We start from the raw sequence: 11,175 nt of genomic DNA on the forward strand, positions 1-11,175 counted from the left end.
TCGCCGTCCCCGCCCTCGCGCGCACCTTCGCCGGCGGCTCGCCGAGTCTCCATCTCCGGACTGCGCACGAAGGCGACCCGACAGTCCGGTCCCGCAGAGTCGGCGGGGGCGCGGGGTGGGAGGGGTTCACAGAGAGCCAGTAGCGATATATCGTTAGCGTCATGCGATACAACGACACGCACGATGAGTTCGAGAGCGAGGGCCGCGCGGAGCGGTCCGGTCGCGGCCCGCAGGGGTCGCACGAGGGGCACCACGGGCACGGGCGCGGGTTCGGCGGCCGCGGGCCGCGCGGCTTCGGCCCGGGAGCGGGGTTCGGACCCGGCGGCGGCTTCGGCCCGGGCGGGCCCGGCGGGTTCGGGCCCGGCGGGCCGGGCGGGTTCGGCCCCGGCGGGTTCGGAGGGCGGCGCGGCCGGAGGCCCCGCGGGGACGTCCGCAACGCCATCCTGCTGCTGCTCGCCGAGCAGCCGATGCACGGCTACCAGCTGATGGAGGCCATCGCCGAGCGCAGCGACGGCCGGTGGCGCCCGAGCCCCGGTGCCGTCTACCCGACGCTGAACCTCCTGGAGGACGAGGGCGTCGTGACGCTGACCGCGTCCGCGGGCCGCAAGCTCGCCACCCTCACCGAGGAGGGCCGGGCGCTGGTCGAGCGCGACTCCGCCTCCTGGCCCGACCCGTTCGCGACCGGCGACGCCGAGCAGGGCGTGGACCTGCGGGCGGAGGTGGGCCCGCTGCTCGAGGCCGTCCGGGCCGTCGGGCGCGGCGGCACGGAGGCGCAGCGGGTGCGCGCGGGCGAGATCCTCGCCGAGGCGCGCCGCTCGGTGTACCGGGTGCTCGCGGGAGACGACCCGGCAGCCCGGTCGGACGCCGGCGCCCCGGCCGACCCGGAGGGCCCGGCGGCCTGACGGCCGGGCGCCGGGACCGGGCGTGCGGCACCGCACCCGCGCGGCACCGCGCCGCGCGGCGGGGTGGCCGTCAGGGCCAGACGTGCGCCTGCTCGGCGAAGTCCGTCGGGTCGCTGTGCACGGGGATCACGCAGAGCAGGTGGCCGCCCGGCACGCGCAGCGTCCGGCAGTCGAGCCAGCCGCCGACCTCCACCGCCCCGAGGTCGAGCAGGCGAGCGGTCTCGGCGGCGATGTCGTCCGTCTCCATGTCGAGGTGGTAGCGGGCGGGCCCGCCGATCGACTGCACGGCCGCCACGAGCCCGGGGATCGGGTCCTCGAGGTGCGTGAACTGCTCCTCGTCGGGCACCGACCACGAGGCCACGCCGGTGGCGGCGGACCAGAACCGGGCCGCCGCGGCGGCCTCGGCGTGCGGTGCGTCGATGAGCAGGGTCGAGATCCGGCTGCGGTGCACGGGCGTCCTCCTCGATGTCCCGACGGACGGTAGCGCCACGGGAGCGCATCCACCAGGGTCCCGGGCCATGGAGAGCTCAGTCGCCGTCCGCCCCGGCGCCCGCGGGCACGGCGTCGCGCGCCGTCGGCGTCGCCCGGTCGGGCACCAGCCCGGCCCCCGTCGCCGTCCGCCGGGTGTGCGTCTCGATCGCGGCGAGCACCACCGCCAGCACCGCGGCGGCGACGAGCGCCGCGCGGGTGCCGAGCGCGTCGGGGCCGCTCGCGACCGCGCCGATCCCCGCGCCCGCGGCGAAGGCCAGGACGATCACCGACAGCCGGAGCGCGACCACCCGCTGCGTGCGGTCGTAGCCGCTCAGCCACTCGTAGGCCGCGGTCACGAGGGTGCGCAGGTTCCCGGTCGTCATCGTCGTGCTGTAGGTGGTGTCCCGGACGAGCCGGAACGTCGTGACCTGGAGGGCGGCGACGAACGCGACGGCCGTGGTGGTCGCGAGCGTGGGCACGGACGCCGGCAGGACGGCGACGGCGACGAGCGTGGCGATCTCGGCGAGCAGCACGATCCGCGTGGGATCGTCCGACCCGGGCAGCCGGCGGTGCGCGGCGAGCCACTCGGCGGCGACCAGGCCCAGCACGAAGGCGCCGATGATCGGCAGGTACCCGGCGGCCTGCGCCCACTGGCCCCGCGCGGCGTCGATCGCGACGAACACCACGTTGCCGGTCTGGGCGTTGGCGAACACGCCCCCGTGAGCGACGAAGGTGTAGGCGTCGAGGAACCCGCCGACGACGGCGAGCGCCGCGCCGGTCGCGGGGTGCTCGGGGCGGGTGCGGACCCTCACCGCTCGCGCCGTGCGTGTCGGGTGGTGCGGGGCGGTCCCGGCCGGGCGTTCACGTCCTCCAGTGTCCGCCTAGTCGTCCCATGACCTGTGGGACCGAAGGCCCGGCGACGCGGTGACGCCGCCGGGCCCGGACCGTGACCGACCCCGCTCGCTCAGTCCTCCGCGAGCAGCGCCGGGATCTGCCCGACCGCCTCGCGCATGCCCTCCTCCATGCCCATCGCGATCACCTGGGCCATCGCCTCGGCGTCCGGGAACCGCGTGGTGATGGTCATGCGCGTCCCGCCGTCGACCGGCGTGAGCTCGGTGCGCATCACGGCGGCCGGCAGCGCGTCGTCGGGGTTGCCGTCGGCGTCCGAGAACCCGTCCTGGATCTCGATCGAGCGCGGCGGGTCGACCGCGAGGACGCGCCACCAGCCGTGCGCTCGCGTCCCGTCCGGGCCGGTCATCCAGTACCGCGACTCGGCGCCGGGCGTGAGGTCGTGGGCGGGGAAGGTCGCCGGCCACTCCGGGGGTCCCCACCACCGGGAGAGCTGCTCGCCCTCGGACCACAGCCGCCAGACCCGCTCGGGCGGGGCGGCGAGCTCGGTCACCACGGTGAGCGTCAGCGCGTCGGTGTCCTTGATGGTGTCGACGACGGTCATGAGGCGTCCCCTTCTCGCGTGTCGTCGAGGATCTCCGCCATGCGGTCGATGCGGCCGCGCCAGATCTCCTCGTACCGGTCGAGCAGCCGCGCGGCCGCCCGGATGGTCGCGACGTCGGCATGGACGACCTGCTCGCGGCCGTGCCGCTGCTTGGTCACGAGGTGCGCACGTTCCAGCACCGCCACGTGCTTCTGCACGGCGGCGAAGCTCATGTCGTAGGAGCGAGCGAGGGCGGTCACCGACGCCTCCCGGCGCAGCACCCGCGTGACGATGTCACGGCGGGTGGCGTCGGCCAGCGCGGCGAACACCCGGTCCACCTCGGCGGGGTCCAGCTGACGTACAACCATGTGGTTGTACGTTACCCGGCTGTGGCGCAGATCACAACCCTTGCCCTGCGGGCGCCCGCTCCGTCGCGGGCCAACTGCCCAGGTCGGGACGGACCGCCACATCCCGGGCTCGACGAGTGCTCGATGCCATCCGGGCGCTCCCGGGAGTTCGGCATGCGGCGCGCCATCGGTGCCCAGGCCCACCAGATCAGCGGTCTCGTCATGAGCGAGGCCGCGCTCGTCGGGGCGATGGGGGGCGTCGTCGAGGCGGCGACGGGAGTCTTCGCGCTCCTGGTGATCACGATGTCGCGGCGTCCGTCCGTGCCCGACGGATCCAGCCGAGCGACGCGCTCCGCAGCTGACGCAGGTGCGCCCGCTCGGGCGGGCGCACCCTTGGACCCGCACACGACCCGGCACGGCCGCTGCCAGGGCACACTGGCCCCCATGATCGCCACCGGACTCGTCCTCGCGGCCCTCGCGGCCCTGGTGCACGTCTACATCTTCACGCTCGAGTCCGTGTCCTGGACGTCGCCGCGGACCCGGGCCGTGTTCGGCACGACGCCCGAGCAGGCCGAGGCCACCCGCGAGCTCGCGTTCAACCAGGGCTTCTACAACCTGTTCCTCGCCGTGGTCGCGGTGGCCGGCGTCATCGCCACGGCGACCGGGGCGACCGCGGTCGGGGCCGCGCTGGTGCTCGCGGGGACCGGGTCGATGCTCGCCGCGGCGCTGGTGCTGGTGCTCTCCTCGCCGGACAAGGCGCGGGCGGCCGTGACGCAGGGGACGTTCCCGCTGCTCGCGGTGGTCGCGACGCTGGTCGGCCTGCTCGCCTGAGCCGGGCCCGACCGGCCTAGGACGTCACGTCCGCCGTGGTGAACCGCGCCCACGCGAGCGCCCCGAACACCGCCACCCACGCCGCCTGCACCGCGAGCCCGGACCCGACCACGCCCCAGTCGACCTGCACCCGCAGGAACTCGGCGAAGTCGAACCAGTGGTGGGTGAGCAGCCCGGGGTGGATCGCGGACAGCTGAGGCAGCGAGTCGAGGACCGTCGACACCACGGACACGACGACGGTCGCGGCCATCGCCCCGACCGGCACCTCGGTGAGCGTCGAGAAGAACAGCCCGACGGCGACCAGCCCGGTCAGCGACAGCCCGACGTAGGCGACGATCCCGGCGACCCGCAGGACGCCCTCGCCGACGGGCACGGTGCTCCCGGACAGCAGCACCACGTCGTGCACGCCGAAGAACGCCGCCCCGACGAGCAGCCCGGTCACGGCGACCGCGAGCACCGCCGCCGCGGCGAAGGTCAGCGCGGCGAGCGCCTTGACCGCGAGCAGCCGGCCCCGGGGGACGGGCACGACGAGCAGGTAGCGCAGGGTGCCGGCCGACGCCTCACCGGCGACCGCGTCGCCGGACGCGATGCCGATGCACAGCGGCAGCAAGAACGGCAGGCACAGGAACAGCGCGGCGACGACCAGGAACAGGCCGTTGCCGGTCACCTGCGCCAGGAACGCCGGGCCCTGGCCGGACAGCGCGCTGTCCCGGGTGACCAGCAGCACCGTCCCGATCACCACCGGCACGAGGGCGAGCCCGGCGAGCAGCACGAGGTTCCGCCGGCGACCGAGCACGAGGCGCAGCTCGGACCGGAGCAGCCGGGCGAACGCGACGGGGGCGGGCGCGGCGACCGGCGCCGCAGCGGTGGGGCCGCCGGGGCCGTCCAGCACCTCAGCGCGCGACATCGAAGCCCTCCCCGGTCAGCTCGACGAACACCTGCTCCAGGCTCGGCCGGCCGACCTCCAGGCCGACCAGGTCGACGCCGGCGTGCACCAGCGCCGCCGAGACCTTCTCCGGCGGGGTCGGACCGAGCGCGGCGGTGAGCCGCGCCGTGCCCGCGCCGCCCGGGAGCGCCCGGCCGTCGCGCGCCACCTCCGCGAGCCCCAGCCCGCGGAGCACCTCGGCCGCCGCGTCGGCCTGCCCGGACCGCGTCGTGACGGCGAGACGAGCGCCCTCGCGGTCGGTGAGCGCCGCGCGGTCGCCCTGCAGCAGCAGCCGCCCGCGGCTCATGATCCCGACGTGGGTGCACACCTGCTCGATCTCGGCCAGCAGGTGCGACGACACGAGGACGGTCGCGCCGCCGTCGGCGAGCTCGCGGACCAGGTGCCGCACCTCGCGGGTGCCCTGCGGGTCGAGGCCGTTGGTCGGCTCGTCCAGCACCAGCAGGTCGCGAGGCTGCAGCAGGGCCGCGGCGAGGCCCAGCCGCTGCTTCATGCCCAGGGAGTACTGCCGGTACGGCTTGGACGCAGCCGCGCCGAGGCCCACCCGGTCGAGCGCCGCGTCGGCGCGCCGACGGCTGGTGCGCGGGTCGGCGGTCGCGTCGCCGGCGTCGAGCCGGGCGAGGTTCGCCCGGCCGGTCAGGTACGGGTGGAAGGCCGGGCCCTCGACCAGCGCGCCGACGCGGGGCAGCACGCGCACCGCCTCCTCGGGCATCGCGGCGCCGAGCAGCCACGCGCGCCCGGCGGTCGGGTGCGCGAGGCCGAGCAGCATCCGGATGGTGGTCGTCTTGCCGGACCCGTTCGGCCCGAGGAAGCCGTACACCGCGCCGCGCGGCACGGCCAGGTCCAGGCCGTCGACGGCGACCTGGCCGGACCGGAACCGCTTGGTCAGGCCCGCGGTCCGGACGGCCAGGTCGCCGTCGTGGTGCGCCTCGGTCATGCCGCGGCGCGCAGCGCGTCCGCCGGCACGGACCCGACCAGCACCCGGCCGTCGTCCGTGATCAGCACCGACACCAGGGTCGAGCTCAGCAGCCGGCCCTCGGGGACCGCGGTGGTGAGCTGGTCGTACAGGGCGGTGGTGTCGAGCGAGGGGCGGCCGGGGTTGCCCTCGCCGTCGCTGGGCACGAACTGCTGCACCAGGTCCTGCGCCTCCTCGGAGCCCAGGACCCGCTCCGCGCCGGGCACGGTGGCCAGCGACGCGGCGTCGCCGCCGACCAGGCCCGCGACGTCGACGTCGCTCAGCGTGACGACGGTCGACCACCCGGAGCCGGCGACCGCGACGCCGTCCGGCAGCGCGGGGGCGGCGGCCGGGCCGGCGCCGTCCGGCAGCTCCGGCGTCTCCGGCAGCGGCACGACGACCTCCTCCGTGGTGGCGCCGGCCGGCGCGGAGAACGCCAGCACGGAGTCGTCCGGCGCGGTGAAGGCCACGTCGGTGAACCCGACCTCGAGCGAGGGGGCCGCCCCGTCGGAGGTCGACCAGGCCTGCACCCGCAGGGGCTGCGCGGTGGCGGCGTCGACCGCGACCACGACCCGCGACACCAGGGTGCCGTCGTCCGTGGGGCTGACCACGAGCTGGTAGGCGTCCCGCCCGGCGACCGTCGTCGGGCTGTCGACCGTGACGTCCGCGTCCTGCTCGGCGAGCGCCAGCACCTGCGCCGCGGCGGCCTCGGGCGTCGGCAGGTCGGCCCCCGGGGCCGCGGCGGCCCGGTCGGCGAGCGCCTGGTACCGGGCCACGTCGGCGGGGTCGAGCGTGTAGTGCGTGACCGCGTCGTCGGTCGACGAGTAGGTCCACGCCTGCGCGCCGTCGTGCACGACCGAGTACTCGGAGGTCGCGCCGAGCAGCGAGACGCGGGACCGCTCGGCGCCGTCGGACCACAGCCGCAGCGTCGACGAGCCGCCGAGCAGGTTGAGCGGGTCGGCGCCGGTCATCTCCGCGGGCAGCTCGGGCAGGCCGAGGCGCGCGGTGTAGACGACGGTGCCCTGCACGGGCGTCGGCTCGGCCGCGGCCACCCTGCTCAGCAGGTCCTGGGCGCTGACCTGGGGGAGGTCCGCGTCGCCCGGCGAGGCGAGCGCCGGGACGCCGACCGCGGCGGCCACCGCCACGGCGACGACCCCGGGCACGGCCCAGCGGGCGCGGGGGGAGAGGGTGCGGCGGGGGCGCTCGGTGTCGGCCATGCGTCCACTGTGCGCCACCCGGGCTGAGGCGGCGCTGAGAACCCCGGGCCGCGCGCGGGCCGCCCGGGGCCGCCCGCAGTGCGATGCTGCGGGGGTGCGGGTGCTGGTGGTGGACGACGAGCGCGGGCTGGTGGACGCCCTGCGCCGCGGGCTGACGGCCGAGGGCTTCGCGGTCGACGTGGCGTACGACGGCGCCGAGGGGCTGCGCCTGGCGACCGACCGCGACTTCGACGCGATCGTGCTCGACGTCATGCTGCCCCGCCGCAACGGCTACGACGTCGTCACCGACCTGCGCGCCGCGGGCGTCACCACGCCGGTGCTGCTGCTGAGCGCGAAGGACGGCGAGCACGACGTGGCGGACGGCCTGGACGTCGGCGCGGACGACTACCTGACCAAGCCGTTCTCGTTCGTCGTGCTGGTCGCCCGGATCCGCGCGCTGCTGCGCCGGCCGCCGCAGGTGCGGCCCGCGGTGCTGGTCGTCGGGGGCCTGGTGCTCGACCCGGCCGCGCGCACGGTGACCCGCGCCGGCGCGCCGGTCGAGCTGACGGCTCGCGAGCTCGCGCTGCTCGAGTACCTCATGCGGCACGCGGACCGGGTCGTCGGCAAGGTCGAGCTGCGGGACCACGTCTGGGACGGTCCCGGCGAGGACGGCAACGTGGTCGAGGTGTACGTCGGCTACCTGCGGCGCAAGCTCGGCCGGGACGCGATCGCGACGGTGCGGGGCGCGGGCTACCGGGTCGCGGGGTGAGCACACCGCCGCCGCGGCGCGCCCGGTGGTCGCTGCGCGCGCGGCTCACGGTGCTCACCGCGGGGCTGCTGTGCGTGGCGCTGGTCGTCGGGGCCGTGGTGCTGAGCACGGTGCTGTCCCGCGGGCGGGTGGCCGCGCTCGACGCCGTGGTGCGGGCGCGGGCGGAGACGGTGGCCGCGCTGGTGGCCAGCGACCAGGTGCCCGACGCGCTCCCGGTGTCCGAGCCGGGCGAGATCGTCCAGGTGCTCGACGGCGACGGCCGGGTGGTGGCCACGTCGCCCACCGCGAGCCGGACCCTGCCGGTGCTCGGCGGAGACGCGCTGGCGGACCTGCGGGCGCGGGCGGTGCGCGAGTCCGGCGTGGTCGGGGGCACCGACGCGTCCGCGTACGACGCCGCGGCCCGGGTGGCCGTCGTGGCCCCCGCCGGTGCCCCGGGCGGGACGGTGGTCGTCGCGACCGTGCCGGTCGCCGAGGTCGAGGGGCTGGTGCGGGCGCTGCGCCTGGCGCTGGCGGGCGTCGTGCCGGTGCTGACCGCGCTGTTCGCGGGCGCCGTCTGGGTCGCGCTCGGGCGGGCGCTGCGGCCGGTCGAGCGGCTCCGCGCCGCCGCGGCGCAGGTGGCGCGCGCCGGCGGGCCCGGGTCGCTCCCGGACCCCGGCACCGACGACGAGGTGGGCGCCCTGGCCCGGACGCTGAACGAGATGCTCGACCGGCTCGAGGACGCGGCCGGCCGCCAGCGCGCCTTCGTCGCCGACGCCGCCCACGAGCTGCGGACGCCCCTGGCGGCGCTGCGGGCCCAGCTGGAGGTGGCGGCCGCGCACCCGGCCGCCTACGAGGCGGGCGAGCTGGTCGACGGGCTCGGCGAGCAGGTGCGGCGGATGCAGGCGCTGGTGGACGACCTGCTCCTGCTCGCCCGGCTCGGGTCCCGGCCGGTGCCGGACGCGGCGGTCGACCTGGGGGACGTGGCGCGGGAGGCGGTGGCGCTCGCGGTGGCGGGCGCGGGACCGGCCGCTGGCGGGGGCGTGGCCGTCGAGGTGGCCGGCGTGGGCCGGGCGCGCGGGGACGCGGCGGCGCTCGGGCGGGTGGTGCGCAACCTCGTGGAGAACGCGCTCGGGCACGCGGCGAGGTCCGTGCGGGTCGAGGTCGCGGACGGCCTGGTCGCCGTGGTCGACGACGGGCCCGGGATCCCCGCCGCCGACCGGGAGCGGGCGTTCGCGCGGTTCGTGCGGCTGGACGCGGCACGGGCGCGACCGGGCGGCGGGAGCGGCCTCGGTCTGGCCATCGCGCGCGAGGTGGCGCGGGAGCACGGGGGCGACGTCGTGCTGGGCGAGCGTGCGGACGGCGCGCCGGGGCTGCGGGCCGAGCTGCGGCTGCCCGTGGCGCGCGGCGGGGCGGGGCCCGCCGAGGAGGGTGCGCCGCCCACGGCGTCCGGCGCGCCCCTCGACGACCCGGGCGGGGCAGGCCGGAGAGCGTAGGCGGCGCGGACCCGCCGGCTCAGGAAGGCAGCGAGACGACCGCTGGCAGGCCGCCGTCGCGGACCCCGTCCAGGACCAGCCGCTCGTGCGGGACGACCAGGTCCGGCAGCGCGCCGAGCGGGAACCAGCGCATCTCGGCCGCCTTGTCGGGCTCCGCGACCGCGGGGTCGCCCGACCACCGGCGCGCCACGAAGAACCAGTCGCACCGCTGCTCCACCTGCGGGCCGCCGCGCTCGAACCGGTGCAGCGTCGTCACGGGCTCGAGGTCGGCCGGGTCGAGCCGGACGCCCGCCTCCTCGGCGGCCTCGCGGACGGCCGCCTCGTGCACCGACTCCCCGGGGTCGACGTGCCCGGCGAGCGTCGCCCACCGGCCGTCCATGTAGCCGGTGCCGCGGCGGAGCTGCAGCAGCACCTCGTCCCCGCGCAGCAGCAGGACGTAGGCGGCGGCGACGAGCAGCGAGCGGTGGCCCAGGTGGTCGTCGGGGGCGTAGCGGTCGGTCACGGGGGTCGACTCTGCCACGGCGACGACAGTGTGAGGCAACTCACACCAACGAAACGTGACGGGCCCCGAGCATGGCGGGATGACACCTGATGTGAACACCACGTCCGTCCGCCGCGTCCGGGCCGCTCTCGTCGGCGCCGTCGTCCTCGCCCTGTCCGCGCTCGCCCCGCCCGCCGGCGCCGCGGACGACGACGGCCCGGGGCCGGTGGAGGTCGTCGGCTACAGCAGCAGCCAGTGCGCCGCCGGGCAGTTCTGCCTGTGGAGCGGCACCGGGTACTCCGGCGCCTTCTGGTCGACGGGCTCGACCGGCCTGCAGAGCACCGGGGTGACGAACGCGGGCTCGGTGTGGAACCGGATGTCGGTCGACGTCCGCACCTACTCCGGCGCCGGCGGCACCGGCACGGCCACCTGCTGGAACGCCGGCGCGCAGGCGCCCACCGTGTCCGTCGGCAGCGCCTCGGTCCGTACGATGACTGCGACGACATGCTGACGAGCGACCTGAGGACGGCGTGGGGGCAGGGGGCGACGAGGGGGCGGACCGCGCCCCCGCGCAGGACGGCGACGCCGAGGCGTTCGCCGCTGCGTACCGCCTGCTCGCGCCCCAGGTCCGCGGCTACGCCCGCCGCCAGGTGCCGGACGACCTCGCCGAGGACGTGGTCGCCGAGACCTTCCTGGTGCTGTGGCGCCGCTGGGCCGACGCGCCCACGGCCGGCGACGAGCTCCGGCCCTGGGTGTTCGGCGTCGCCCGCAACAAGATCAAGCACGTGCTCGAGCAGCGCAGCCGTCAGCTCCGCACCGTCGTGGGCGTCGCGGCCGCCGAGCCCGCGCGGGCGCCGGTCGCGGACCCGGCCGAGCGGCTCGCCGGCGACGACCTGGCCCGGTGGCTGCTCGCGCAGCTGCCCCCGGCCGAGGGCGAGGCGATGTCCCTGACCGTCTGGGCAGGGCTCACGCCGAGCGAGGCCGCCGAGGTGCTCGGCTGCTCGCTCACCGCGCTGACGTCGCGGCTGTCCCGGGCACGCGCCCGGCTCGCCGCGGCGCTGGACGGGTCGGTACCGGACGGCGCGCCGCCGGACGGCACCACGCACGACGGCACGACGCACACGTCAGGACCCGGGGGGAGGGACCGATGACCGACGACGACCGCGACCGCGACGCCGCGCTCCGCGACGCCCTCGCCGAGGCGGACGCCCTGCGCGCCCTGCTCGCCGCGCACGGCGCCGCAGCCGCGGCCCCGGCGGCGCACCCGGAGGACGAGGACCTCCTGGCCCGGATCCTGGCGACGGACCCGGCCGGGTCGGGCGGGGCCGGGCGCGGAGCCCGCCCGGCCGTCGTCCCCCCCGCCGACCCGGCACCCG

The 11,175-nt window shown here is 77.3% G+C and carries 15 protein-coding genes and 1 pseudogene; 8 read left to right on the forward strand and 8 right to left on the reverse strand.

Features of this window, described 5'->3' with window-relative positions; translation table 11 throughout:
- Window positions 1-161: 161 nt before the first annotated feature.
- A complete protein-coding gene (locus tag MHY85_RS21665) occupies window positions 162-902 on the forward strand; it encodes a PadR family transcriptional regulator (RefSeq protein ID WP_304518999.1) in 741 nt (246 codons plus the stop codon).
- A gap of 70 nt (window positions 903-972) precedes the next feature.
- On the opposite strand, the gene MHY85_RS18120 is transcribed toward MHY85_RS21665, so the two are convergent.
- The 4 genes from MHY85_RS18120 to MHY85_RS18135 all read right to left on the reverse strand — a co-directional run bounded on the left by MHY85_RS18120 (window position 973) and on the right by MHY85_RS18135 (window position 3,173).
- Entirely contained in the window at window positions 973-1,353 is a 381-nt protein-coding gene (locus MHY85_RS18120) for a VOC family protein (protein WP_239199070.1), read from the reverse strand.
- Window positions 1,354-1,429: 76 nt separating this feature from the next.
- Window positions 1,430-2,185 carry a YoaK family protein gene (locus tag MHY85_RS18125; RefSeq protein WP_239199073.1) on the reverse strand — a complete coding sequence of 252 codons (756 nt, stop codon included), beginning with the start codon at window positions 2,183-2,185 and terminating at the stop codon, window positions 1,430-1,432.
- Between the two features lie 152 nt (window positions 2,186-2,337).
- Window positions 2,338-2,826 (reverse strand): SRPBCC domain-containing protein, encoded by a 489-nt coding sequence (locus MHY85_RS18130; RefSeq protein ID WP_239199076.1) that lies wholly within the window; start codon window positions 2,824-2,826, stop codon window positions 2,338-2,340.
- The gene (locus MHY85_RS18135; protein WP_239199079.1) at window positions 2,823-3,173 is read right to left on the reverse strand and encodes a metalloregulator ArsR/SmtB family transcription factor; all 351 of its coding nucleotides are present in this window, start codon (window positions 3,171-3,173) and stop codon (window positions 2,823-2,825) included. Before MHY85_RS18135 ends, MHY85_RS18130 begins: the two co-directional genes overlap by 4 nt.
- Window positions 3,174-3,296: 123 nt before the next feature.
- Here MHY85_RS18135 and MHY85_RS22065 point away from each other — a divergent pair.
- Window positions 3,297-3,440 (forward strand): annotated as a pseudogene (locus MHY85_RS22065) (FtsX-like permease family protein); the annotation flags it as partial.
- Between the two features lie 156 nt (window positions 3,441-3,596).
- Window positions 3,597-3,983: a DUF1304 domain-containing protein gene (locus MHY85_RS18140; protein ID WP_239199082.1), complete on the forward strand. Its 387-nt coding sequence runs from the start codon at window positions 3,597-3,599 to the stop codon at window positions 3,981-3,983.
- A 16-nt stretch (window positions 3,984-3,999) separates the two neighbouring features.
- Here the strand turns inward: MHY85_RS18140 and MHY85_RS18145 are convergent, their stop codons facing one another.
- From MHY85_RS18145 to MHY85_RS18155, 3 genes are read right to left on the reverse strand one after another with little or no spacing between them, the layout of a single operon-like run.
- Window positions 4,000-4,890: an ABC transporter permease gene (locus tag MHY85_RS18145; RefSeq protein WP_239199085.1), complete on the reverse strand. Its 891-nt coding sequence runs from the start codon at window positions 4,888-4,890 to the stop codon at window positions 4,000-4,002.
- On the reverse strand, window positions 4,877-5,863 hold the full coding sequence (locus tag MHY85_RS18150) for an ABC transporter ATP-binding protein (RefSeq protein WP_239199088.1): 987 nt from the start codon (window positions 5,861-5,863) through the stop codon (window positions 4,877-4,879). Before MHY85_RS18150 ends, MHY85_RS18145 begins: the two co-directional genes overlap by 14 nt.
- Window positions 5,860-7,098, reverse strand: a complete 1,239-nt coding sequence (locus MHY85_RS18155) for a hypothetical protein (protein ID WP_239199091.1) — start codon at window positions 7,096-7,098, stop codon at window positions 5,860-5,862. Before MHY85_RS18155 ends, MHY85_RS18150 begins: the two co-directional genes overlap by 4 nt.
- 94 nt (window positions 7,099-7,192) lie before the next feature.
- On the opposite strand from MHY85_RS18155, the gene MHY85_RS18160 reads away from it, so the two are divergent.
- Entirely contained in the window at window positions 7,193-7,846 is a 654-nt protein-coding gene (locus MHY85_RS18160; protein WP_239199095.1) for a response regulator transcription factor, read from the forward strand.
- On the forward strand, window positions 7,843-9,318 hold the full coding sequence (locus MHY85_RS18165) for a HAMP domain-containing sensor histidine kinase (RefSeq protein ID WP_239199098.1): 1,476 nt from the start codon (window positions 7,843-7,845) through the stop codon (window positions 9,316-9,318). The genes MHY85_RS18160 and MHY85_RS18165 overlap by 4 nt, the downstream gene beginning before the upstream one ends.
- Window positions 9,319-9,337: 19 nt before the next feature.
- Here MHY85_RS18165 and MHY85_RS18170 read toward each other — a convergent pair whose 3' ends face one another.
- Window positions 9,338-9,838, reverse strand: a complete 501-nt coding sequence (locus tag MHY85_RS18170) for an NUDIX domain-containing protein (protein ID WP_374234029.1) — start codon at window positions 9,836-9,838, stop codon at window positions 9,338-9,340.
- A 61-nt stretch (window positions 9,839-9,899) separates the two neighbouring features.
- Between MHY85_RS18170 and MHY85_RS18175 the strand changes: the two genes are divergently transcribed.
- The 3 genes from MHY85_RS18175 to MHY85_RS18185 all read left to right on the forward strand — a co-directional run.
- Window positions 9,900-10,310, forward strand: a complete 411-nt coding sequence (locus tag MHY85_RS18175) for a peptidase inhibitor family I36 protein (protein ID WP_239199100.1) — start codon at window positions 9,900-9,902, stop codon at window positions 10,308-10,310.
- Window positions 10,311-10,329: 19 nt separating this feature from the next.
- Window positions 10,330-10,950 (forward strand): RNA polymerase sigma factor, encoded by a 621-nt coding sequence (locus tag MHY85_RS18180; protein WP_239199102.1) that lies wholly within the window; start codon window positions 10,330-10,332, stop codon window positions 10,948-10,950.
- Window positions 10,947-11,175, forward strand: a 229-nt coding sequence (locus MHY85_RS18185; RefSeq protein ID WP_239199104.1) for a hypothetical protein, incomplete at its 3' end; no start/stop codon positions are given. The genes MHY85_RS18180 and MHY85_RS18185, both read left to right, overlap by 4 nt.

Origin of the sequence: Cellulomonas sp. ACRRI (assembly GCF_022346185.1) — a bacterium.
Taxonomy (GTDB): Bacteria; Actinomycetota; Actinomycetes; order Actinomycetales; family Cellulomonadaceae; genus Cellulomonas.

What these genes read in the sequence shown, in the direction of transcription:
- MHY85_RS21665 (WP_304518999.1), top strand. Translation starts at nt 162, where the DNA reads ATGCGATACAACGACACGCACGATGAGTTCGAGAGCGAGGGCCGCGCG.
- MHY85_RS18130 (WP_239199076.1), bottom strand. Translation starts at nt 2,826, where the DNA reads ATGACCGTCGTCGACACCATCAAGGACACCGACGCGCTGACGCTCACC.
- MHY85_RS18135 (WP_239199079.1), bottom strand. Translation starts at nt 3,173, where the DNA reads ATGGTTGTACGTCAGCTGGACCCCGCCGAGGTGGACCGGGTGTTCGCC.
- MHY85_RS18140 (WP_239199082.1), top strand. Translation starts at nt 3,597, where the DNA reads ATGATCGCCACCGGACTCGTCCTCGCGGCCCTCGCGGCCCTGGTGCAC.
- MHY85_RS18145 (WP_239199085.1), bottom strand. Translation starts at nt 4,890, where the DNA reads ATGTCGCGCGCTGAGGTGCTGGACGGCCCCGGCGGCCCCACCGCTGCG.
- MHY85_RS18150 (WP_239199088.1), bottom strand. Translation starts at nt 5,863, where the DNA reads ATGACCGAGGCGCACCACGACGGCGACCTGGCCGTCCGGACCGCGGGC.
- MHY85_RS18155 (WP_239199091.1), bottom strand. Translation starts at nt 7,098, where the DNA reads ATGGCCGACACCGAGCGCCCCCGCCGCACCCTCTCCCCCCGCGCCCGC.
- MHY85_RS18175 (WP_239199100.1), top strand. Translation starts at nt 9,900, where the DNA reads ATGACACCTGATGTGAACACCACGTCCGTCCGCCGCGTCCGGGCCGCT.